The sequence below is a fragment of the Nonomuraea sp. NPDC052634 genome (assembly GCF_040678535.1).
Taxonomy (GTDB): domain Bacteria; phylum Actinomycetota; class Actinomycetes; order Streptosporangiales; family Streptosporangiaceae; genus Nonomuraea; species Nonomuraea fastidiosa.
This window is the reverse complement of sequence record NZ_JBFATY010000013.1, coordinates 77,846-100,610: the sequence shown is the minus strand read 5'-3', so window position 1 is coordinate 100,610 and position 22,765 is coordinate 77,846. Positions and strand designations below refer to the sequence as shown.

Genomic DNA, 22,765 nt, shown 5'->3' with positions numbered 1-22,765 from the left:
GCCGCAGAACCAGCGGAGGCGAGGGCGGGGACTGTGCTGCTCGAGGCGGTCGCCGGGCTCGTGGCGGCGGTCACAGCACCGGTGGCAGCGGCCGCAGAACCAGCGGAGGCGAGGGCGGGGACTGTGCTGCTCGAGGCGGTCGCCGAACTCGTGGCGGCGGTCACAGCACCGGTGGCAGCGGCCGCAGCGCTGGTGGCAGACGTCCGGTCGGCGGCGGCTGCGGCCGGGGGCGCACCGACAGCAGAAGTGTCGTCGGGGGCGGAAACGGGACCGGCGCCGATGCTGCCGAGCGCGGCCGACACACCAGTGGCGGTGTCGTGCGAGGCTGTCGCCGATCCGGCTGCGATGCCCGCGCCAGCGGCCGAGGACGTGGAGCTGCCGGTTGCAGGCGTCGGACCGGTGGCGACGGTCGCTGCGTCGGCAGCGGTGCTGGCGGCCGGGGTGGTCGTCCCCACGCCGGCGGCAAGAGCCGCAACCGAGCCAGTCGCCCCAACTCCGGCGGTGGGGGTTGTGGCAGGGCCAGCGGGCGAAGTGATCGATGCTTTGGGGTGGCGGTCATTCGGGACGTTGGAGACGCCCAGGAGGCGGGCCATCGACGCGCCGCCCACCTGGAGTTCGTCGATCCACATCAGGAACCGGTCGAGCGGGTCGATGAGCTGCTGGGCGTAGAGGGCGGCGGTGGTGACCTGCGACAGGGTCACCCAATCGCTGGTGTAGAAGAGGCCGCCGACGAGGAGGGCGGCGACGACGGGGATGACGTAGCCGAGCTCGACGGCGGGATACCAGGTGGTGCGCAGGCCGAGCGTGTAGCGTTCGGCGGCGTACGAGCGGGCGATGTCGCGGTCGGTACGCACCCGCCGGCGCTCGCGCAGGCCGAGCGCTTCGACGGCCCTGGCGCCTTCGATGGTCTCGGCGAGCCCTTCGGTGATGTCGGCGTAGGCGGCGTTCTCGCGCAGGTAGCCGTCGCGGGCGCGGGCGAGGTACCAGCGGGTGGCGATGTAGAGGATGGGCCCGGCGGCCAGCATGGGGAGCATGAGCAGCGGGCTGACGAGCAGCAGCGCGCCGACCGTGATCACGAACGTGACCATGGCGATGAGGGTCTCGGGCACGGCATGGCGCACGGTGCGCGACAGGGCGTCGACGTCGCGGGAAGTGCGGGTGATGAGATCGCCGGATCCGGCGCGTTCGACGGTGGACAGGGGCAGGGAGAGCACCCGGTCCACGAACTCCTCGCGCAGCTCGGCGAGCACCTTCTCGCCGAGTTTGGCGGAGGCGAGCACGGCATACCGTATGAGGACGCCCTGGAGCAGCAGGAACGCGCCGATGGCGGCGGCGACGAGCGGCACGTTGACGGCGACGCCGTACTGGACGTTCTGCACCAGCTCGCCGAGCTGCCACGGGGCGAGCAGGCCCGCGACGGCGGCCAGGCCGTGCAAGAGGACGGCGACGCCGAGCTCGCGCGGGTATTTGAGGGTGAGCCGCCTGGCGTAGGCGCGTACCTGTTCGCGGTCGGCGACCGGCAGGATCTCGCGTGCCATGGGTGTTCAGTTCTCCCCGCGGGTCACGGTCGCCGCGTACGCGGGCGAGCAGTCGAGCAGCTGCCGGTGCGTGCCCTCGGCGGACACGCGGCCGTCTTCGACGCGGATGACGTGCTGGGCCCGGTCGAGCACGAGGGGGCTGGTGGTGCAGATCAGCGTGGTACGTCCGGCGCGCGCGGCGGCGAGGCGTTCGGCGATGCGGGCCTCGCTGTGGGCGTCGACGGCGCTGGTGGGCTCGACGAGGATGAGCACTTCAGGGTCGGCGAGCAGGGCCCTGGCGAGCCGCAGCCGCTGCTGCTGCCCGCCGGAGAACTCCCGCCCGGCCTCGGCCACCTCGGTGTCGAGCCCGTCGGGCAGGGCTTCGACGATGTCGGTGGCGCAGGCGGCGTGCAGGGCCCGGTGGATGTCCTCGTCGGTGGCCTCGCCCCGGACGTCGAGCTCGTCGCGGAGGCGGCCGTTGAACAGGCGGGCGCCGTTGTCTGCGACGAGGATGCGGGCGCGTACTTCGTCGACGGGGAGGGTGCGCAGTTCGGCGGGACCGAAGGTGACGTCGCCCTCGGTGTAGCGGCCGAGCCGGTCGGCGATGGCGGCGGCTTCGTCGGGGGTGGCGGCGGCGAGGGCGGTGAACGAGCCCGGCTGGAGGGTGACTCCGCTGTAAGAGTCGCGCAGTACGCCGCCCGGGCTGCTGCCGTTGCCGCCGGTGACCTCGGGGCGGATCGACAGGATGCGGATCACCCGGCCGGCGGCGACGTGGCCCTTGGTGAGCTTGTCGGCGGCCTCGGTGAGGGTGCGCAGAGGGCCGATGAGGAAGACCGCGTACAGGTAGAAGGAGACGAGCTGCCCGGTGGGGATGTCGCCGGCGACGGCGACGTTCGCGCCGATGCCGGTGACGACGGCGATGAGCAGTCCTGGCAGCACGATCTGGGCGCCTTCGAGTACGGACTCAACACGCGCCACGTGGACGCCCGCCAGCCGCACCTCCTGGGACTCCTCGCGGTAACGCTGCGCGAAGACCTGCTCGCCCCCGACGCCGCGCAGCACCCGCAGCCCGGCGACGATGTCGGCGGCGCGGGTGGACAGCTCGCCGGTCAGCTCGCGCTGGCGGCGCTGGCGCAGGTGCAAGGGGCGGAGCAGGGGCCAGACGGCGAGGGCCATGACCGGCACCCCGAACAGCACGAGCAGGCCGAGCGGCAGCGAGGTGGACAGGAGGATGACCGTGACGGTGACGATGGCGACGACCGCGCCGCTGCCGCGCAGCAGGATGTCGATGCTGCCGCCGATGTGGGCGATGTCGGAGTTTCCGACGCTGACGACCTCGCCGGTGGACAGGCGTTTGGGCAGCGTGGCGCCGAGCCTGGCGGCCTGCCGGGAGGTGAGCTGGACGGTGCGGTACGCGGCGGCGAGCCAGTTGTAGACGGCCATGCGGTGCCGCATGATCCCGCTGAACGCCTGGACGAGACCCAGCCCGGACAGCACGGCCGACCACATGATCAGCGCCGAGGTGTCCTTGGCGGTGACGGCCTGGATGCCCTGCCCGAGTACGGCAGGCATGAGGGCCTGCACCCCCCACCACAGGACTCCGAAGCCGATGCCGAGGAGCAGGGAGGGCGCCTGGCGGCCGGCGTTCCACCACAGGTAGCGCAGCGGGCTGCGGATGTCGGGCACGCCGGGATCGGCCTCAGGAAGGGAGCGCATAGCCCGACCACCTTGACAAGACGTCACGTGGACCGGCAAACCGTTTTCATCCAGTTACACGGACAGCCTCGCAGGGGTCCTCCCGGCGATCTTTACATGGTGCTCATCCCGCCCGGAACGCCTTTCACCGCGCTCTTCCCGTCCAGCCCCGCAGCACGTGAGATTTCCGGCTTATTGGGCGATTTGTTCCGTTCTTACATCGTGTATCGAGGCCGCCCGGATCGCGCGCCGGAGCGCCCGGCAGGGGTACGGGTAGGCGAGAATCGACCCTTGTGAAGCACGGGTACACCAACAGCACGTTCGGCGACGGCGCCCTGGTCGTGAAGTGCTACCAGGGTCCCGAGGCGGCCTTCAGGCTGACCACCGAGAGCCGCTACCTGCGCCGCCTGCGCGGCCGCCTGCCCGTCCCCCGCGTCCACCAGGTCACCGCCACCAGCCTGACCACCCGCTACGTCGACGGCCTGCACGGCCAGGACCTCCTCGACGAGGGGCGGGCCGAGGAGGTGTTCACCGAGTGCGGGCGGATGCTGGCCCGCATCCACCGGCTGGGCATCGTCCACGGCGACTACGGGCCCCAGAACATGCTGTTCGACCCGGCCACGTACGAGACGGCCGCGATACTCGACTGGGAGTGGGCGCACCCGGGGCGGCCGGTCGAGGACATCGCCTGGGTGGAGTGGATCGTCCGCAGCCACCACCCCGATCACGTGCCGCTACTGCCCCGCTTCTTCGCCGCGTACGGCGAACCGGCCCCCGCCTGGCCCGAGCGCCACGCCGCCATGATCGACCGCTGCCAGGCCCTGCTCGACTTCTGCGCCCGATGGGAGCCGGGCGGCGAGGGCGAGAAGCTGTGGCGCGAACGCCTCGACGCCACCACCGCCTGGAACGAGTGACCCCACGGCCGCGCGCCACCGCCGCCTGGACGGAGTACCCCCGCCCAGGCCACAGGTTGTGCGGTTTTGTCGGTGGCCTTTGCTTAGGTGCGGGCATGACGGAAAGCGTGATCCTTGTCCTCGGCGCCACCGGCTCCACCGGCCGCCGCGTTGCGGAGATCCTGCGGGCCGGCGGGCACACCGTGCGGGCCGCGTCCAGGAGCGGCGAGACCAGGTTCGACTGGTCCGACCCCGCCACTTGGGAGCCTGCCGTCACCGGCGCGTCGGCCGTCTACCTCATGGCGCCCGACGGCGTCCCGATCGACTCCGAGTTCGTGTCGCTGGCCGTGAGCCGCGGCGTCGAGCGGGTGGTGCTGCTGTCCAGCGGCGCCATCGAGGCGATGCGTGACGAGCGCCTGCTGGCCGCCGAGCGCACCGTGCGCGGCTGCGGCGCGGCGTGGACGATCTTGCGACCGAGCTGGTTCGACCAGAACTTCGACGAGGGTTTCCTGCGGCCCGCGGTGATGGCGGGCGAGCTGGTGCTGCCGCTCGGCGAGGTGCGGCAGGCGTTCGTGGACGCGGGCGACATCGCGGCGATGGCCGCGGCGGCGCTGACGCAGGACGGTCACGCCGGCCGCTCGTACGAGATCACCGGCCCGCGCGCGCTGTCGTTCGGCGAGGCCACGGAGATCATCGGCCGCGCGATCGGCCGTGAGGTGCGCTACCGGGGCGGCGAGGAGGACTACATCGCGGTCAACGAGTTCGCGGAGGAGGCGATCGAGGCGGCGAAGGCGTTCGCCGCGCTGCGCGCGCTCGGCGATCAGCCGGCCTCCGACGCGGTCGAGCAGGTGACGGGACGCCCGCCGAAGTCCTTCGAGTCGTACGCGCGGGAGGCCGCCGCCGCAGGGGCCTGGCGCTGAAACCGCCGAGCGGGAGCCTGCCTCGCCGGGACCGCCCAACGGGGGCTTGCTTCGCTGGGGCCGCCGGCCACCCATGCGGGCGGCGCCCCACCAACAGCCTGACCTGGCGTTTCGGCGCGCCCGTACGGCGATCGCCCCCGGGCGCGCAACCCCCCGAACCGTAAAATAGGTGGGAAATCCTCTCTGGTCACGACACACTGATCACGACTCAGTGAGGAGATCCCTTTCATGCCGAACCAGCCCGCACCCAATCTGCTGTCGTGGGCCAGCGAGATCGACGAAGGCGCGATCATGCAGGCCGCACGCACTGCCCGCCTGCCGTTCGTCGCCGGTCACGTCGCTCTCATGCCGGACGCTCACGTCGGCATCGGTGCGACGGTCGGCTCGGTGATCCCGACCGAGAACGCGATCATCCCCGCCGCCGTCGGCGTGGACATCGGCTGCGGCATGGTGGCGACCGAGACCACGCTCACGGCCGCCGACCTGCCCGACTCGCTCGCCGCGCTGATGCCGCTGGTCGAGCGGCGCATCCCGGCCGGCGTCGGCAAGGGTCACGACGATCCCGGCATCGACCGTACGCTGAGCGACCTCGGCCTGCCCCACACCGACCTCAGCCCGAAGCAGACCAAGAAGGTCGCCGACCAGTTCGGCACCCTCGGCTCCGGCAACCACTTCGTCGAGGTCTGCCTCGACGAGCGCGACCGGGTCTGGACGGTGCTGCACTCGGGTTCGCGCGGCATCGGCAACCAGCTCGCCCAGTACCACATCACGAACGCCAAGAAGCTGATGAAGAAGCAGCAGGTCGGGCTCGAAGACCCCGACCTGGCCTACCTGGTGCAGAGCACGCCGGAGTTCACCGCGTACATCGAGGACATGCTGTGGGCGCAGCGCTACGCGATGGCCTCGCGCGCACGGATGGACCGGGTGCTGATCGACGCGCTGTTCAAGGTCGTCGGCAAGGGGCAGCGGGTCAGGACGATCAACTGCCACCACAACTTCACCCAGCAGGAGACCCACTTCGGCAAGTCGTTGTGGATCACCCGCAAGGGCGCCATCAAGGCCGACCGCGGTGACGAGGGCGTGATCCCGGGGTCGATGGGCACCCGCTCGTACATCGTGCGCGGGCGCGGCAACCCCGACTCCTACAACTCGTGCTCGCACGGCGCGGGACGCCGCATGTCGCGGACGAAGGCCAAGCGTGAGCTGTCGGTGAAGTCGCTGACCGAGGCCATGAGCGGCCGCACCTGGAACGCCGACCGGGCGGCGGCCCTGGTGGACGAGCACCCGGACGCGTACAAGCCGATCGACCAGGTCATGGCCGACCAGCAGGACCTGGTCGAGGTGCAGCACACGCTGCGCCAGATCTTCAACTACAAGGGGTGAGCCGGTGGCGATGCCGAAGAAGGGCTCGCGGCGCATCACCGTCGACGGCGGTGACTACCGCTGGCGGGTGCGCCGCAAGCCGTCCTCCTGCCAGGGCAACGCCTGGACGCCGCTGACGTTCTCCGTCGAACGGACGGAGGCGCCGGGCAACCTCCTGGTGGTGTCGCTGCCGTGCGCCCGGCCGGACAACTGGCTGGGCCGGCGCACGATCCCGGTCACGCCCGCTCTGGTGGCCGCCTCCATCAGGCGGGCGCTGGAGCAGGGCTGGGACCCCGGACGGCCGGGGCGCGCCATGAGGCTGGAGGTCACCGAGGACGACCTCACCGCGTTCCTGGGCGGGCCGCCGGACTACCTGATCCCCTTCTTGTGGGGTTTCATCCGGGAGCGTCCGGCCTCCGCCTGAGCAGGCGCCTGAGCCGCCGCCCGGCCGGGCAGCAGCGGGATGAGCGCCAGGACGATGGCGACGGTGGCGAACGAGATCCAGAACACGCCGCGCAGCCCGCTCATGGTCCCGGCCGCGGTCTGGACGACGAGCGTGACGACGGCGACCCCCAGGGCGGCGCCGAGCTGGTTGAGCATGTACAGCACGGAGCTGCCCTGGGCCACCATCGGCCCGGGGAGCGTCCGGTAGAGCGAGCCCATGGTGGGCGCGCTGAAGCAGCCGCTGCCCAGGCCGAACGCGAGCGCCGCCAGCGCGGGCCACACCTCGGGCGTGCCAGGTCCGATCAGCGTCAGCCCGTACGCGCTGAGCAGCGCCACGACCGCGCCTCCCGTGGCCAGGCCGCGCGCGCCCAGCCGGTCCGACAACCGGCCGGCCAGCGGCATGGCGATGGAGCCGCCGAGCCCGAGCGGCGCCATGAGCAGCCCGGCCGCGAGCACGCCGTGCCCGTGCGCCTGCTGGTAGTACAGGGGCAGCGCGAAGAGACCGGCGTACAGGCCCATGCCGCCGAGCCCCATGATCGTGACGCTGGCGGTGAAGCCGCGGCTGCGGAACAACCCCAGGTCGATGAGCGGGCGCTCGCCGCGCCGGGCGTGCCCGCCGTACGCGACGAGCAGCGCGGCCCCCGCGACCAGCGGCAACAGCACCTGCCAGGCCCCGAACCCGCCCTGCTCCGCCGTCTGCGACAGCCCCAGCACGACGGCCGCGAACCCGGGGCCGAGCAGCGCGAGGCCCAGCACGTCGAGCCGCGCGGGATCCGTGCCCTCCTGCGGGTCGGGTGGGATCACGCGCACGGCGAGCACCAGCGCGACGGCTCCGACGGCCACGCTGAGCAGGAACATCGCCCGCCACGACAGCGATCCGAGTATCGCCCCGCCGGCGATCGGCCCGAGTACGGGTCCGAGTGACAGCACCACGCCCATGAGGCCCATCACGCGCCCGGCCCTGCGCGGTCCCGCTGCCCTGGCGAGCAGGATCAGCACGAGCGGGTCGAGCAGGCCCGCGCCGAAGCCCTGCACCACCCGGAACGCGATCAGGCTGCCCACGTCCCGCGCCAGCCCGGCGGCCAGCGATGCGGCGATGAACACGCCGAGCCCGGCGAGCCACAGCCGTTTGCCGCCGTACCGGTCGACGGCCCAGGTGGTGAACGGGATGGTGGCCGTCACCGCGAGCAGGAACCCGGTGGACGCCCAGCCGACCGTGCTCAGCGAGGTCGCGAAGATCGAGGCCAGGCTCTCGGTGGCGACGGCGGCCATCGTGCTGTTGAGGATGCCCAGCATGCCGCCGAGCAGCACCACGGCGATGGTGGCGAGCAACCGCCCGTCCATCCGGCCGTCTTCATTTGAACTCATGGGTTCAACGTAATGACCTCATCCGTCTGAGCACAACCCTCTCGTTCACCGATCTGAACTCATGAGTACAATCGAGGGCATGAGCACCACTCGCGGCCGGATCGACAAGCGCCAGGCGATCCTGGAAGGCGCGTTCACCGTCTTCGCCCGTGAGGGCTACGCGCAGGCGTGCGTGCAGGCCATCGCCCGCGAGGCCGGGGTGGCCAAGCCGACGGTCTACAACCACATGACCGACAAGGCCACGCTGTTCCGGCACTCCCTGGAGGCCGCCGCGCGGGCCGTGCTCGACGAGCGCATCGCCGCGCTCGAACCGCTCGCCGACCCCGGCGACGACCTGCGCGCCGCCCTGCAGCAGGCGGCCGGCCGCCTGCTCCGGCTGCACACCGACGGGCGCTCATGCGCGCTGCGGCGGCTGCTCTACTCCGAGGTCACCCACTTCCCCGACATCCTCGACATCGTCAAGGACAGCGGGCCCGACCGGCTCACCCGGGCGCTCGCCGACCGGCTGGCCAGGCTCACCCTCGCCGGCCGCCTCCGCGCCGGCGACCCCGACCTCGCCGCCGAACAGTTCCTCGCGCTGCTGCTCGGCCCTCTTGAGGCCCGCACCCAGCTCGGCACCCGGACGCTGCCGGAGGCGGAGCTGGACGCCATGGCGCAGGCGGCCGTCGACGCGTTCGCCCGCGCCTGGGACGTCTCCTGACCTCGCCCCGCTAAGGGCGCCACCGCCCAGCCCCTTCGTTCGGATCACCGTTCTTCCTGACACTGGGAAGTGGTCCGAACCGCCTCATCGTTACCGGCGCACCGGGAGAAACCCGGGCCTTCAGTCGCCTGAGTAGAGCCGCCGCAGATCCACCAGCTCCACGTCCCGCCGCCCCCGCGCCGCCTCCACCAGCTCGCCCGTGAACCCTGCCCTGGCGAACAGCAGCAATTTCGGCGGCGCGTCCACCTGGGCGTCGGGCAGCAGCGCGCGCAGATGCTCAAGCCGCTGCAGCTGCGGAACGTCCATCGGAGTCAGCGTGCCCTTGGCCTCGCCGATGGCGATGATGCGGTCGGCCTCGGACGCGTTCGTCTCGGTGACCACGAGATCGAGCTCGTGCCCGCACCGGTGCGCCCGGCAGCTCACCTCGCTGGGCCGCACGGCGCTCGCGAATCCGCCCAGCGTGTCGGCCGAGGCGTGCAGGAAGCACCACTCGCGGGCGAGATCCTCGAAGTGCGGGCCGTAGATCTTGGACGCCACGGTGTCGGCGCTCGACCGCCAGACCTGCTCCGCCTTGCCGGCGACCAGCTCGGGCTCCCGCCGCTGCGTGACCAGCTGGTGCAGCCGGACGATCGGCTCGGCGATCTTGAAGACGCTGCGCTTCTGCCGCAGGGCGTCGTCCACCTGCTCGACCAGCCCGATGCCGCGCAGGCCGGAGAGCAGGTGGCCCAGCGCGCTGACGGGCCGTCCCAAGGCGGCGGCGATCTCCGTGCGGCGGTGGTTGCCCGCACTGATGGCGGCCAGGACGGCGGCGTACGAGGTGGGGTCGGCGATCGACGGCTCCTCCCGCAGCAGCAGCCCGCCCTCGCGGAACATCGCCGACGCCGGGTTCAGCAACCGGCGCTGCACCCAGCCGTCGAAGGCGTCGACTCCGTCCGGGCCCGAGCCACCGCACATCTCCCGGTACGCGGGAGTGCCGCCGACCAGCGCATGGACCCGGAAGGCCAGCTCGGGATCCTCCGTCAGCCCCCAGAACGCACCCGCGTCCCTGAACCCGAAGGGCCGCACCACCAGTTCGAGCACCGCCCGCCCGCGCAGCGGTGCTCCCCCGCCCAGCAGCTCGGCCATCGTGGTGAGCGCGCTGCCGCACAGGATCAGACGCGTGCGGGTCCGCTCCTTGGCGTGCCCCGTGGGGCTGAGCGCCTGCTGCAGATACGACGGCAGCGCCGGGGTGGCGGCGATGAGATACGGGAACTCATCGATGATCACGGGCACGGCGCGCTCATCGCCGAGGCGCAGCAGCTCGTCGAGCCCTTCCCGCCAGTCGCGGAACGACACCGGCTGCCGCAGCCCGCGATGGGCGGCGTAGGCTGCGCCCAGATCGGCGAGGTTCTGCGTCTCGCTCTGCTGGGTCGCCGCGAACAGCAGACCGCCCGTGGCCTGGGCGAGGAGTTCGAGCATGAGCGTCTTGCCCTGGCGGCGCCGCCCGTAGACCAGGCCAAGCGTCGCGCCCTCGGTGGGCGCCTCGACGAAGTCGGCGAGCGCCGCCCACTCCTCGTCCCGCCCGAACAACCGCGCCGGCTTGTCCATGATGGCCCCTTATTGACGCTGAGAATGATGGCTGCAACTATAATAGGTATAACAATCATTGCTAGCCCTGCCATCTGCTGCTCGTGACTATCGGGGCTCGGGGCCGAGGCTCCGGTTGGCCGCATGCCCCTGACGATCGCTCGACCTCGACCAGCTGTCGGCTCCCATCACGCACGGCTCGCGGTCCAGCAGCGTGACCAGGCGATGGAGGTCCCGGACGGCCGACGGACGAGACGACGACCGAACGGACGCAGGCGGAGCGGGAGGCGAGCAGACCGGCGGCTGTCTCCATGACAGCCGGATCGGCCGCCGGCGCCCCGGACCGGGAGGACACTCAGCCGGTGAAGCGCGTGCGGCGGGCCAGGTACAGGGCGGTGTCGACACCCATCGTCACCTGCTCGCCGACCGCCTCCTCGAGCGCAGCGAAGAGATCCGCGCGGGTGGCGTCGTCGAGCATCCGATAGGCCGACTGCGTGGACAGGTACGCGACGTAGTCGGCCCCTGAGAGCGTCCGCTCCGACCGGTAGAAACGCGTCGACAGGTCCCCGAACTCAGGCAGCTTCTCCAGGTCGGTGTACCACCACGATCTGGAGAACAAGCCGTCGTCGGCAGGCTCGGTCTTAGGGGTGATGTGCGGGGCATACCGGCGATGCGCGGCAAGCACCTCGGCCGCCTGCTCGGGATCCTTGAGGTGGTCGCGTTCCAGAACAGAGCCAGCACCCCGCCCGGAGCGAGCGCCGCGACCGCCCGCTCCCAACGGATCTCCGGATCGATCCAGTGCCAGACCTGCGCGCTGAGCAGCAGCCCGAACGGCCGCTCCGGCCGATAGTCCTCGAAGGCGGACACGGCGATCGTGGCCCAGGCCGAAGCCCTAAGGCCCACCGCGGTCAACCACTCAAAGACACCTCAGCCGACATCCAGCGTCCCGGCCCGGCCAACCCCCAAAGGACTCCCTCGGTCAACTACCCACAGAAACACCCCCAGCCCACACCCGCAGGGACTCCCCCGGTCACCTCCGAAGGGACGCTCCCGCGGTCCGGGGTGGGCATCGCAGGCCCACCGCATCGGCGGGCAACGGGGTGGGATGAACCACCAGCCGAAGGCGTGCGCCGACAGGCGCCACAGAACAAAACAGCCTTTGCCCACCCGGCGCTAAGCGCCCCCGAAGCGAAGCCCTTTGGACCAAGGGCGGGAATCAGCCAGGCGACCACGGAAAAAGGGCAAGGGGTGGGTGGAGCCAGGCCCACCCACCCCTTACGCGAAAAGGGCTACTTGGAGTTCGCCTTCAGGTAGTCGCTGTTCATCCGCGCGATCGCGTCCAGCGGGATCCCCTTCGGGCAGACGGCGGTGCACTCGCCGGTGTTCGTGCAGCCGCCGAAGCCCTCGGCGTCCATCTGGTCCACCATGGCCTTGGCGCGGGACAGGCGCTCGGGCTGGCCCTGCGGAAGCAGGCCGAGGTGGGTGATCTTGGCGGCGACGAAGAGGGAGGCCGAGCCGTTGGGGCAGGCCGCCACGCAGGCGCCGCAGCCGATGCAGGTGGCCGCGTCGAAGGCGGCGTCGGCGTCCTCCTTGCGGACCGGGATGCTGTGGGCGTCGGGCGCCGACCCGGCCGGTACGGAGACGAAGCCGCCCGCCTGGATGATGCGGTCGAACGCGCTGCGGTCCACCACCAGGTCCTTGACGACCGGGAACGGCGCGGCGCGCCACGGCTCGATGGTGATCTCGGCGCCGTCCTCGAAGTGGCGCATGTGGAGCTGGCACGTCGTGGTGGCGCGCTGCTCGCCGTGGGGTACGCCGTTGATGACCATGCCGCACATGCCGCAGATGCCCTCGCGGCAGTCGTGGTCGAAGGCGATCGGGTCGTCGCCTTCGAGGATGAGGCGCTCGTTGAGCACGTCCAGCATCTCCAGGAACGACATGTCCGGGGAGACGTCCTCAACCTTGTACGTCACCATGCGACCCTCGTCCGAAGGGCCCTTCTGACGCCAGACGTGTAGGGTCAGGTTCACTTGTAGCTCCGCTGGGTCATCTTGACGTACTCGTACTCGAGCGGTTCCTTGTGCAGGACCGGCCCGTCGGGGGTGTACTCCCAGGCGGACACGTGCGCGAAGTTCTCGTCGTCGCGCAGCGCCTCGCCGTCGTCGGTCTGGGATTCGGCGCGGAAGTGGCCGCCGCAGGACTCGGTGCGGACGAGGGCGTCCAGGCACATGAGCTCGGCCAGGTCGAAGAAGTCGGCCACCCGGCCGGCCTTCTCCAGCACCTGGTTGAGCTCTTCGGCGGTGCCGGTCACCTTGACGTTGTTCCAGAACTCCTCGCGCAGCTCGGGGATGCGCTCGAGGGCCTTGCGCAGCGACTCCTCGGTGCGCTCCATGCCGCAGTAGTCCCACATGAGCTTGCCGAGCTCGCGGTGGAAGGAGTCGGGCGTCCTGGTGCCGTTCACGGACATGAGCCGGTCGATCTTGCTGCGGACGCGGATCTCGGCCTCGGCCACGGCCTCCTCGTCCACGTCGCCGAACGGGCCGTCGGCGAGGTAGTCGCCGATGGTGGTCGGCAGCACGAAGTAGCCGTCGGCGAGGCCCTGCATGAGGGCGGACGCGCCGAGGCGGTTGGCGCCGTGGTCGGAGAAGTTGGCCTCGCCGATGACGAACAGGCCGGGGATGGTGGACTGCAGGTCGTAGTCCACCCACAGGCCGCCCATCGTGTAGTGGACGGCGGGGTAGATGCGCATCGGCACGTCGTACGGGTTCTCGCCGGTGATGCGCTCGTACATCTCGAAGAGGTTGCCGTACTTCTTCTCGACGGCTTCGCGGCCGAGCCGGTTGATGGCGTCGCGGAAGTCGAGGTAGACGCCGAGCCCGCCGGGGCCGACGCCGCGGCCTTCGTCGCAGACGTTCTTGGCGGCGCGGGAGGCGATGTCACGCGGCACCAGGTTGCCGAAGGCGGGGTAGATGCGCTCCAGGTAGTAGTCGCGCTCCTCCTCCGGGATGTCGCCGGGGGCGCGGGTGTCGTTCTTGCGCTTCGGCACCCAGACGCGGCCGTCGTTGCGCAGCGACTCCGACATGAGGGTGAGCTTCGACTGGTACTCGCCCGACACCGGGATGCAGGTCGGGTGGATCTGCGTGAAGCAGGGGTTGGCGAAGTACGCGCCGCGCTCGTGGGCCCGCCAGATGGCGGTGGTGTTGCAGCCCTTGGCGTTCGTCGACAGGTAGAAGACGTTGCCGTAGCCGCCGGTGGCGAGCACGACGGCGTCGGCGAAGTGCCGCTCGATCTCGCCGGTGACCATGTCGCGCACGATGATGCCGCGCGCCCGGCCGTCGGAGACGATCAGGTCGAGCATCTCGTGGCGGGCGTACATGGTGACGGTCCCGGCCGCGATCTGCCGCTCGAGCGCCTGGTACGCGCCCAGCAGGAGCTGCTGGCCCGTCTGGCCGCGGGCGTAGAAGGTGCGGGAGACCTGGGCGCCGCCGAAGGAGCGGGTGTCGAGCAGGCCGCCGTACTCGCGGGCGAACGGCACGCCCTGCGCCACGGCCTGGTCGATGATGTTCACCGAGACCTGGGCGAGGCGGTAGACGTTCGACTCGCGGGAGCGGAAGTCGCCGCCCTTGACGGTGTCGTAGAAGAGCCGGTAAATCGAGTCGCCGTCACCGCGGTAGTTCTTGGCGGCGTTGATGCCGCCCTGGGCGGCGATGGAGTGGGCGCGGCGCGGCGAGTCCTGGTAGCAGAAGGACTTGACGTTGTAGCCCAGCTCGCCGAGGGTGGCGGCGGCGGAGCCGCCCGCCAGGCCGGTGCCGACGACGATCACGTTGAGCTTGCGCTTGTTGGCCGGGTTCACCAGGCGGGCGCTGAACTTGCGCTTCTCCCAGCGCTCCTCGATGGGCCCGGAGGGAGCCTTGGTGTCCCGGATCTCGGGGCCTTCGGTGTACTTCACTTGACTACTCCGAACGTGATCGCGAGGGGCGGGGCCACGAAGCCGAGGACCAGCAGGGCCGAGACGACGCCGGCGGTCGCGCGCAGGACGCGGTAGCGGTTGCGGTTGGCCCAGCCGAGCGTCTGGAAGGCGCTCCAGATGCCGTGACGCAGGTGCAGGCCGACCATGACGACCGCGACGAGGTAGATCAGGGTCACCCACCACCGGGAGGCGTCGAAGCCGGCGATCATCCGGTCGGCGGGCTCGGAGTCGAAGCCCTTGGGGTTGACGACGCCGAAGGTCAGGTCGAGCAGGTGCCAGATCACGAAGAGCACGATCGTCACGCCACCCCAGCGCATGATGTGCGTGGTGTAGCCGCTCGCCTGGGACTTCTTGGTCACGTACTTGACCGGCCTGGCCTTGCCCGCGCGGCGGGAGAGCGAGATCGCGGCCCACATGTGCAGCGCGACCGAGGCGACGAGGACGATCTCGACGATGGTCAGCAGCGTGCGGTAGGGCGCGAGGGGCTCGAGCAGCGTGCGCAGCGCGTGGGCGTACTCGTTGAAGGACTCACGGCCGAAGAAGATCTTCAGGTTGCCGAGCATATGGCCGACGAGAAAGAGCACCATCACGGCGCCCGTGACGGCCATGACGACTTTCTTGCCGTTGGACGAACTGAAGAACCCGCCGGGCCTCTTGCCCGCCGGGGTTTTCTTGGGGGCTGAAACAGGCGCGGTGGCGGAGCCGCGCTCTATCGTGGCAGTCACATCCCAAAAGCTAGGTATCCAGCAATGATCCGTCCAAGTCATCGTGGACCTGGTTTCGATAGCTCAGGGCTATGATGCGGGTAGATGAGGCTTTCTCGGAGTTCCCGTCACGCGCGGATGCGAGGAAAATCACATGCAGTTCCAGCAGCTCGCGTACTTTGTGGCGGTCGCGGAGACCCGGCACTTCACCCAGGCGGCCGAGCGCATGCGGGTCGCGCAGCCCTCGCTGAGCAAGCAGATCAAGGCGCTGGAGGAGGATCTCGGGGCCCGGCTGTTCTCCCGCGCCCGGGGCAACGTCACGCTGACGGCGGCGGGTGAGGCGCTGCTGCCGCTGGCGCGCCGCATCCTGGCCGACGCCGACACCGCCAGGCAGGAGGTGGCCCAGCTCGCCGGGCTGCGCAGGGGCCGGGTACGCCTGGGCGCCACGCCCTCGCTGTGCGCCGGGCTGGTGGCCGACGCGCTCGCCCGCTTCCACCGCTCGTACCCCGGCATCGAGCTGCTGGTCGAGGAGGGCGGCTCACGTGACCTGGTCAAGGCGCTGGCCAGGGGGCAGCTCGACCTGTCGCTGATCATCATGCCGCTGCAGAGCGACGACCCCTCGCTGGTCACCGAGGAGATCCTGCGTGAGAACCTCGTCGTCGTCGCGCCCGTGCACGAGCGGCTCAAGGGCCCCTACCTGCACATCGAAGACCTGCGGAACCGGCAGATGGTGATGTTCAGGCGCGGTTACGACCTGCGCGAGGCGACGCTCGCGGCCTGCCGGCAGGCCGGGTTCGAGCCGCAGCTCGCGGTGCAGGGCGGCGAGATGGACGCGGTGCTGCGCTTCGTCGAGGCCGGGCTGGGCGTGGCGGTGGTGCCGTCGATGGTGCTCGACGGCCGTCCGGGGCTGCGCGGCACGCCGCTCGCGCCGCCGGGGCTGAGCAGGACGATCGCGCTGGCGCACCGCAAGGACGTGGAGCCGACCAGCGCCGCGCAGGCGTTCCGGCAGACGCTGCTGTCGTACGTGGTGGAGGCCGGCCGGGACGGCACGCTTCCGCAGGGGGTCGAGCTCATCGCAGAATGAGCACCAAGGGCACCGCCTGGGCGCCGCACTCCCCGAAGAGGTGTTTTGACGGCCAATCTCTCCGAAACGCTGACGTTGCTCCTCATCGAGGATGACGACGGTGACGCCTTCCTGGTCGAAGAGCTGCTGAAGGAGGCGGCGGCGCCGCCCCGCATCTTCCGCGCGCGCAGCCTGAGCGAGGCGCGGCAGAAGCTGACCCCCGAGATCCAGTGCGTGCTGGTGGACCTGTCGCTGCCCGACGCCAGCAGGCTGGAGGCGCTGGAGGAGGTCATCGCGCTCGCGCCGTTCACCGCCGTGCTGGTGCTGACCGGGCTCAGGGACGTCCACGTGGGCGTCGCGGCCGTGCAGTCCGGCGCGCAGGACTACCTGGTCAAGGGCGACGTGGACGCGAGGCTGCTGGCCAGGTCCATCCGGTACGCGATGGAGCGCAAGCGCGCCGACGTGGCGCAGCTCAAGCTCGTCCAGGCGGAGCTGACCGCCAAGGAGAACGCGCGGCTGGAGGGCGCGCTGCTGCCCGATCCGCTGCTGCGTACGCGGGAGATCGAGCACGTCACCCGCTATCTGCCCGGCAGCGGCGGCACGCTGGCCGGCGACTTCTTCGACACCGTGCAGACCCCCGACGGCTCGGTGCACGTGGTGATCGGCGACGTGTGCGGGCACGGCCCCGACGAGGCCGCGCTCGGCGTGGCGCTGCGCATCGCCTGGCGCACGCTGGTGCTGTCCGGGCAGACCGGCGACACGCTGCTGCGCACGCTGGACGCGCTGCTGCGGGCCGAGCGCCAGGCGCCCGAGATCTTCACCACCCTGTGCATGGCCACGATCTCGCCCGATCTGCGCCAGGCCACCATGCGCGTGGTCGGCCACCCGCCGCCCGTGCTGGTGCGGGAGGGCACGGTCGAGGTGGTGGACGGCACGCCGTCCGGGCCGCCGCTCGGCATCTTCCCCGACGCCGCGTGGTCGGTCATCGACGTGCCGCTGGGCGAGGAGTGGTCGATGATGCTCTACACCGACGGCCTGATCGAGGCGTCGGCGCACGAGCAGGGCCGGATGCTCGGCGTGGAGGGCCTGGTCGGCCTGGTACGCGCGCACGGCATCGCCGACCTCGACGCTTTGATCGGCCAGGTCGGCACCCTCACCGACGACCTGGCCGTGGTCATGCTGAGGAGGAAGAAGACGTGAGCATCCACCCGCTTCCTCCCCCCAAGGAGCCGATTGGGCTCGGCCGGGTGCCGGTCGCCCGCTGGTTCCTGCTGTTCGGGGCGCTGGCCGGGCTGACGTTCGCCGCCGGGGTGGCGACGGTGATGACGATGGCCGCGCGCACGGCCGAGCTGAACCCGCGCCGCGAGGTGGCCGACCAGGTAGACCGGCTGATCGTGGCGCTGATCGTGGTGTTCGTGCTGCTGCTGGTCTGCGCCGCGGGCCTCGCGCTGGTCGTCAGGTACGCGGTGCTCAAGCCCATCGATCAGCTCACCGACCAGGTGCGCGCGGTGGCCGCCGGCGACTTCGACCGCGACCTGCACGTGGACCGCCCCGCCGAGCTGGCCGAGCTGTCCAGCCACATCGACTCCATGCGCGGCCGCATCCTGTCGGGCTGGCGGACGGCCCAGGACCAGGCCGAGGAGCTGCGCCGGTCCAACGGCGAGCTCGAGCAGTTCGCGTACGTGGCCAGCCACGACCTCCAAGAACCGCTGCGCAAGGTGGCGAGCTTCACCCAGATGCTGGAGCAGCGTTACGCCGACCGGCTCGACGACCGGGCCAGGCAGTACATCCACTTCGCCGTGGACGGCGCCAAGCGGATGCAGGCGCTCATCAACGACCTGCTGGACTTCTCCCGGGTGGGCAGGGTCACCGGCGGGCGCACGCCGACCGAGTCGGGCGCGGCGCTGGACCGGGCGCTGGACAACCTGTCGGCCGCGATCGAGGAGTCGGGGGCCACGATCACCCGTGACGAGCTGCCCACGGTCCTGGGGAACCAGACGCAGCTCACCCAGCTCTTCCAGAACCTCATCGAGAACGCCGTGAAATTCCGCTCCGAGGAGCCGCCGCGCGTCCACATCGGGGTCAGGCGCGACGGCGGCATGTGGGAGTTTCGCTGCTCCGACAACGGCATCGGGGTCGAGTCCAAGTACGCCGACCGCATCTTCCTCATCTTCCAGCGGCTGCACGCCCGCGACGTCTACCCCGGCACCGGCATCGGGCTGGCGCTGTGCCGGAAGATCGTCGAGTATCACGGCGGGCGGCTCTGGCTCGACGGCGACGCGACCGGGCCCGGCGGCCACGGCGCCACGTTCCGCTGGACGCTGCCCGCCGCGGGAGACACGTGATGAACGAATGGCGGCCCATCGAGGTGCTCCTGGTGGAGGACGACCCCGGTGACATCCTGCTGACCAAGGAGGCGTTCGACCTCAACAAGGTGCGCAACCGGCTCAGCGTGGTCAACGACGGCGAGCAGGCGATGGCGTTCCTGCGGCGGGAGGGCGCCTACGCGGACGCGCCGCGCCCCGACCTGATCCTGCTCGACCTCAACCTGCCGCGCATGAGCGGGACGGAGGTGCTGCGTGAGGTCAAGGCGGACGCCGTGCTGCGGACGATCCCGGTGGTGGTGCTGACCACCTCAGAGGCGGAGGAGGACATTCTCCGGAGCTACCGCCTCCACGCCAATGCTTATGTCACAAAACCAGTAGATTTCGAGCAGTTTATCCGTGTTGTCCGGCAAATCGATGATTTTTTCGTGACGGTGGTTAAGTTGCCGGCGCAGGGGCAGCGCCTCTGACACGGGTACGTGACGGGAATCACAGCAAGTCATCGAAAAAGTGAGTGACCTCGCTCACAAAAAACGATCCTGTCGTCGTAACGTATCCCCCACCAACGCGCGCCCGAGCGGATCCCGCCGTGTGAGCGCGCCCAGCGAAACGACACCACGGACCCCCTGCGCGAAGGGTCCGCGGGAGGTGGAGAGGTCCGCGATGACCCAGACGACGCCCGAAGCTCCGGTTCGACGGCAGCGTGCGCAAGTCAGAGTACGCACCCTGCGAACAGACAGATGGTGGCTGGCCCCGCTCGTGACGTTCCTCGGGCTCGCCTCCTTCCTCGTCTACGGCGTATGGGCGATCATCGACAACAGCATCTTCTACGATCCGTACATCGCCCCGTTCGCCTCGCCGTGCCTTGCGGCGGCGACGTGCCCGGAAGGTGCCCAGCTGTTCGGATGGGCGCCGATCGGCGACTGGTACACGCTCTCGCCCGGCCTGCTCATCCTGGGCCTGCCCGGCGGGTTCCGTCTCACGTGCTACTACTACCGCAAGTCCTACTACCGCTCGTTCTGGCTGTCGCCGCCCGCCTGCGCGGTGCAGGAGCCGCACGGCAAGTACACCGGTGAGCGGCGCTTCCCGCTCATCCTGCAGAACATCCACCGCTACTTCTTCTACGCGGCCATCGTCATCGGCCTCGTCCTGGCCTACGACGCGGTGCTGGCGCTCGTGCACAAGCCGCTCGGCCTGGGCACCTGGATCCTGATACTCAACGCGGTGCTGATCAACGCCTACACGATCTCCTGCCACTCCTGCCGGCACATCACGGCGGGCCGGCTCAACCACTTCTCCCGCCACCCGCTGCGCTACAAGGCGTGGACGTTCGTCTCCAAGCTCAACGCCAAGCACCAGCAGCTCGCGTGGGCCTCGATGTTCTCGGTCATGGGTGCCGACCTGTACGTCCGCCTGGTGGCCAAGGGCATCATCGCCTTCCCGTACGCGTAAGGACAGCTTTCAAGTGGAAAACACGCACAACATCGAGCGCCACGAGTACGACGTCGTCGTCATCGGCGCAGGAGGCGCCGGCCTGCGGGCCGCGATCGAGGCCCGCCAGCAGGGCAAGCGCACGGCCATCGTCTGCAAGTCGCTGTTCGGCAAGGCGCACACGGTCATGGCCGAGGGCGGCGCCGCCGCCGCGATGGGCAACGTCAACCCCGACGACAACTGGATGGTGCACTTCCGTGACACCATGCGGGGCGGCAAGTTCCTCAACAACTGGCGGATGGCCGAGCTGCACGCCAAGGAGGCTCCCGACCGCGTCTGGGAGCTGGAGGCGTGGGGCGCGCTGTTCGACCGCACCAAGGACGGCAAGATCAGCCAGCGGAACTTCGGCGGTCACGAGTACCCGCGGCTCGCACACGTGGGCGACCGTACCGGCCTGGAGCTCATCCGCACCCTGCAGCAGCGCGTCGTCGCGCTCCAGCAGGAGGACTACGAAAAGCACGGCGACTACGAGGCCTACATCAAGGTCTTCGCCGAGTGCACGATCACGCGGCTGCTGAAGGACGGCGACGCGATCTCCGGCGCGTTCGGCTACTGGCGCGAGAGCGGCAACTTCGTGCTCTTCGACGCGCCCGCCGTCGTCCTCGCCACCGGCGGCATCGGCAAGTCGTACGTCGTGACCTCCAACTCCTGGGAGTACACCGGCGACGGCCACGCGCTGGCCCTGCTCGCCGGCGCGAAGCTCATCAACATGGAGTTCATCCAGTTCCACCCCACCGGGATGGTCTGGCCGCCCTCCGTGCGCGGCATCCTCGTCACCGAGTCCGTCCGCGGCGACGGCGGCGTGCTGCGCAACTCCGAGGGCAAGCGCTTCATGTTCGACTACATCCCCGAGGTCTTCAAGGACAAGTACGCGACCACGGAGGAAGAGGCCGACCGCTGGTACACCGACCAGGCCAACAACCGGCGCCCGCCGGAGCTGCTGCCCCGTGACGAGGTCGCCAGGGCCATCAACGCCGAGGTGAAGGCAGGGCGCGGCTCCCCCCAGGGCGGCGTCTTCCTCGACGTCTCCACCCGGCTGCCCGCCGAGGAGATCAAGCGGCGGCTGCCGTCGATGCACCACCAGTTCAAGGAGCTGGCCGACGTCGACATCACCGCCGAGCCCATGCAGGTGGGCCCGACCTGCCACTACATCATGGGCGGCGTCGAGGTCGACGCCGACACCGGCTCGTCCTGCGTGCCCGGCCTGTTCGCGGCCGGCGAGGTGTCCGGCGGCATGCACGGCTCCAACCGGCTGGGCGGCAACTCGCTGTCCGACCTGCTGGTCTTCGGCCGCCGCGCGGGCGCGGGCGCGGCCGCGTACGTCGACTCGCTGCCCGCCCGGCCCAAGGTCGCCGCCGAGCAGGTCGATGCCGCGAAGGAGGAGGCGCTGGCGCCGCTCGGCCGCAGCGGCGAGAACCCGTACGAGGTGCACCACGAGCTCCAGCGGACGATGAACGACCTGGTCGGCATCATCCGCAAGGCCAACGAGATCACCGAGGCCCTCGGTGTGATCGAGAAGCTGAAGGAGCGCGTCCGCATGGTCGGCGCGGGCGGCTCGCGCATCTACAACCCCGGCTGGCACCTCGCCATCGACCTGCGCAACATGGTGCTGGTGTCGGAGTGCGTGGCACGCGCCGCGCTCATGCGCGAGGAGAGCCGCGGCGGTCACACCCGCGACGACTTCCCCGCGATGGACCCGGAATGGCGCCGCAAGCTGCTCGTCTGCTCCACCGAGGACGGCTCGACGATCAACGTGGAGGTGAAGGTCCAGCCGCCGATGCGCGACGACCTCATCACCCTGTTCGACCGTGACGAGCTGAAGAAGTACCTCACCGACGAAGAGATGGCCGAATTCGACAGGATAGCGAAGACGTCATGAGCTACAAGGCAAAGTTCAAGGTCTGGCGCGGTGAGGGCGGCGAGGGCCGGCTCGAGGACTTCACGGTCGAAGTGAACGAGGGCGAGGTCGTCCTCGACATCCTGCACCGCCTCCAGGCGACCCAGGCACCCGACCTCGCCGTACGGTGGAACTGCAAGGCCGGCAAGTGCGGCTCGTGCAGCATGGAGATCAACGGCAAGCCGCGGCTCGGCTGCATGACCCGGATGTCCACCTTCTCAGAGGACGAGACCATCACGGTCACGCCGATGCGGACGTTCCCCGTCATCAAGGACCTCGTCACCGACGTGTCCTACAACTACCAGAAGGCCCGGGAGATCCCGTCCTTCACACCGCCCGCCGACGTCCGGCCGGGCGAATACCGGATGAAGCAGGTGGACGTCGAGCGCTCGCAGGAGTTCCGCAAGTGCATCGAGTGCTTCATGTGCAACAACGTCTGCCACGTCATCCGTGACCACGAGGAGAACAAGACCAACTTCTCCGGTCCCCGCTTCCTCATGCGGATCGCCGAGCTGGACATGCACCCGTACGACGTGGCCGACCGCAAGGAGTCCGCGCAGCAGGACCACGGGCTCGGCTACTGCAACATCACCAAGTGCTGCACCGAGGTCTGCCCCGAGCACATCAAGATCACCGACAACGCGCTGATCCCGATGAAGGAGCGCGTGGTGGACCGCAAGTACGACCCGCTGGTGTGGCTGGGCAACAAGATCTTTAAGCGCGGCGCGAGCTCCGGCACCACCAAGCCGTAGCCGCAGGGCCGCCGCGATCCCGGCGGGCCGCCCACGTGGCTCGCCCGCCGGGGCCCGCGCATGGGCCGCCGCGTACCAGACGAAGGGTCTCGTACAAGG

Annotated in this window: 20 protein-coding genes; 12 read left to right on the top strand and 8 right to left on the bottom strand. The window is 70.2% G+C overall.

The window, feature by feature from the left end; translation table 11 throughout:
- Together AB0K67_RS35630 and AB0K67_RS35625 are read right to left on the bottom strand one after the other, a co-directional pair.
- Positions 1–1,538, bottom strand: a 1,538-nt coding sequence (locus AB0K67_RS35630; RefSeq protein WP_364068944.1) for an ABC transporter ATP-binding protein, incomplete at its 3' end; no start/stop codon positions are given.
- Positions 1,539–1,544: 6 nt separating this feature from the next.
- Complete coding sequence (locus AB0K67_RS35625) at positions 1,545–3,233, bottom strand: ABC transporter ATP-binding protein (protein WP_364068942.1); 1,689 nt, start codon at positions 3,231–3,233, stop codon at positions 1,545–1,547.
- Between the two features lie 272 nt (positions 3,234–3,505).
- On the opposite strand from AB0K67_RS35625, the gene AB0K67_RS35620 reads away from it, so the two are divergent.
- From AB0K67_RS35620 to AB0K67_RS35605, 4 genes are all read left to right on the top strand, one after another.
- The gene (locus AB0K67_RS35620) at positions 3,506–4,126 is read left to right on the top strand and encodes a phosphotransferase (protein WP_364068940.1); all 621 of its coding nucleotides are present in this window, start codon (positions 3,506–3,508) and stop codon (positions 4,124–4,126) included.
- Between the two features lie 95 nt (positions 4,127–4,221).
- Positions 4,222–5,025 (top strand): NAD(P)H-binding protein, encoded by an 804-nt coding sequence (locus AB0K67_RS35615; RefSeq protein ID WP_364068938.1) that lies wholly within the window; start codon positions 4,222–4,224, stop codon positions 5,023–5,025.
- Between the two features lie 228 nt (positions 5,026–5,253).
- Positions 5,254–6,408, top strand: coding sequence for an RtcB family protein (locus AB0K67_RS35610; RefSeq protein WP_364068936.1), 1,155 nt, complete (start codon positions 5,254–5,256; stop codon positions 6,406–6,408).
- A gap of 4 nt (positions 6,409–6,412) precedes the next feature.
- Entirely contained in the window at positions 6,413–6,811 is a 399-nt protein-coding gene (locus AB0K67_RS35605) for a hypothetical protein (protein ID WP_364068934.1), read from the top strand.
- On the opposite strand, the gene AB0K67_RS35600 is transcribed toward AB0K67_RS35605, so the two are convergent.
- Positions 6,757–8,199 carry a DHA2 family efflux MFS transporter permease subunit gene (locus AB0K67_RS35600; protein ID WP_364068932.1) on the bottom strand — a complete coding sequence of 481 codons (1,443 nt, stop codon included), beginning with the start codon at positions 8,197–8,199 and terminating at the stop codon, positions 6,757–6,759. The two genes, AB0K67_RS35605 and AB0K67_RS35600, sit on opposite strands and share 55 nt — an antisense overlap.
- A 79-nt stretch (positions 8,200–8,278) precedes the next feature.
- On the opposite strand from AB0K67_RS35600, the gene AB0K67_RS35595 reads away from it, so the two are divergent.
- Positions 8,279–8,899: a TetR/AcrR family transcriptional regulator gene (locus AB0K67_RS35595; RefSeq protein WP_364068930.1), complete on the top strand. Its 621-nt coding sequence runs from the start codon at positions 8,279–8,281 to the stop codon at positions 8,897–8,899.
- Between the two features lie 120 nt (positions 8,900–9,019).
- On the opposite strand, the gene AB0K67_RS35590 is transcribed toward AB0K67_RS35595, so the two are convergent.
- The 5 genes from AB0K67_RS35590 to AB0K67_RS35570 all read right to left on the bottom strand — a co-directional run bounded on the left by AB0K67_RS35590 (position 9,020) and on the right by AB0K67_RS35570 (position 15,160).
- On the bottom strand, positions 9,020–10,486 hold the full coding sequence (locus AB0K67_RS35590) for an ATP-binding protein (RefSeq protein ID WP_364068928.1): 1,467 nt from the start codon (positions 10,484–10,486) through the stop codon (positions 9,020–9,022).
- Positions 10,487–10,820: 334 nt separating this feature from the next.
- On the bottom strand, positions 10,821–11,243 hold the full coding sequence (locus tag AB0K67_RS35585; protein WP_364068926.1) for a hypothetical protein: 423 nt from the start codon (positions 11,241–11,243) through the stop codon (positions 10,821–10,823).
- Between the two features lie 511 nt (positions 11,244–11,754).
- Positions 11,755–12,495 (bottom strand): succinate dehydrogenase/fumarate reductase iron-sulfur subunit, encoded by a 741-nt coding sequence (locus AB0K67_RS35580; RefSeq protein ID WP_364068924.1) that lies wholly within the window; start codon positions 12,493–12,495, stop codon positions 11,755–11,757.
- Positions 12,492–14,414 (bottom strand): fumarate reductase/succinate dehydrogenase flavoprotein subunit, encoded by a 1,923-nt coding sequence (locus tag AB0K67_RS35575; RefSeq protein ID WP_364068922.1) that lies wholly within the window; start codon positions 14,412–14,414, stop codon positions 12,492–12,494. Before AB0K67_RS35575 ends, AB0K67_RS35580 begins: the two co-directional genes overlap by 4 nt.
- Entirely contained in the window at positions 14,411–15,160 is a 750-nt protein-coding gene (locus tag AB0K67_RS35570) for a succinate dehydrogenase cytochrome b subunit (RefSeq protein WP_364068920.1), read from the bottom strand. The genes AB0K67_RS35575 and AB0K67_RS35570 overlap by 4 nt, the downstream gene beginning before the upstream one ends.
- Positions 15,161–15,293: 133 nt before the next feature.
- Here AB0K67_RS35570 and AB0K67_RS35565 point away from each other — a divergent pair, with 133 nt between their 5' ends.
- From AB0K67_RS35565 to AB0K67_RS35535, 7 genes are all read left to right on the top strand, one after another.
- Complete coding sequence (locus tag AB0K67_RS35565) at positions 15,294–16,223, top strand: LysR substrate-binding domain-containing protein (protein WP_364068918.1); 930 nt, start codon at positions 15,294–15,296, stop codon at positions 16,221–16,223.
- A gap of 45 nt (positions 16,224–16,268) precedes the next feature.
- The gene (locus AB0K67_RS35560) at positions 16,269–17,402 is read left to right on the top strand and encodes a fused response regulator/phosphatase (RefSeq protein ID WP_364068916.1); all 1,134 of its coding nucleotides are present in this window, start codon (positions 16,269–16,271) and stop codon (positions 17,400–17,402) included.
- The gene (locus AB0K67_RS35555; protein ID WP_364068914.1) at positions 17,399–18,547 is read left to right on the top strand and encodes an ATP-binding protein; all 1,149 of its coding nucleotides are present in this window, start codon (positions 17,399–17,401) and stop codon (positions 18,545–18,547) included. The genes AB0K67_RS35560 and AB0K67_RS35555 overlap by 4 nt, the downstream gene beginning before the upstream one ends.
- A complete protein-coding gene (locus tag AB0K67_RS35550) occupies positions 18,547–18,996 on the top strand; it encodes a response regulator (protein ID WP_364068912.1) in 450 nt (149 codons plus the stop codon). The genes AB0K67_RS35555 and AB0K67_RS35550 overlap by 1 nt, the downstream gene beginning before the upstream one ends.
- Before the next feature lie 193 nt (positions 18,997–19,189).
- Positions 19,190–19,978 (top strand): hypothetical protein, encoded by a 789-nt coding sequence (locus AB0K67_RS35545; RefSeq protein WP_364068910.1) that lies wholly within the window; start codon positions 19,190–19,192, stop codon positions 19,976–19,978.
- Positions 19,979–19,991: 13 nt separating this feature from the next.
- Positions 19,992–21,896, top strand: a complete 1,905-nt coding sequence (locus AB0K67_RS35540) for a fumarate reductase/succinate dehydrogenase flavoprotein subunit (protein ID WP_364068908.1) — start codon at positions 19,992–19,994, stop codon at positions 21,894–21,896.
- Positions 21,893–22,666: a succinate dehydrogenase/fumarate reductase iron-sulfur subunit gene (locus tag AB0K67_RS35535; RefSeq protein WP_364068906.1), complete on the top strand. Its 774-nt coding sequence runs from the start codon at positions 21,893–21,895 to the stop codon at positions 22,664–22,666. The genes AB0K67_RS35540 and AB0K67_RS35535 overlap by 4 nt, the downstream gene beginning before the upstream one ends.
- The last annotated feature ends 99 nt before the right edge of the window (positions 22,667–22,765 follow it).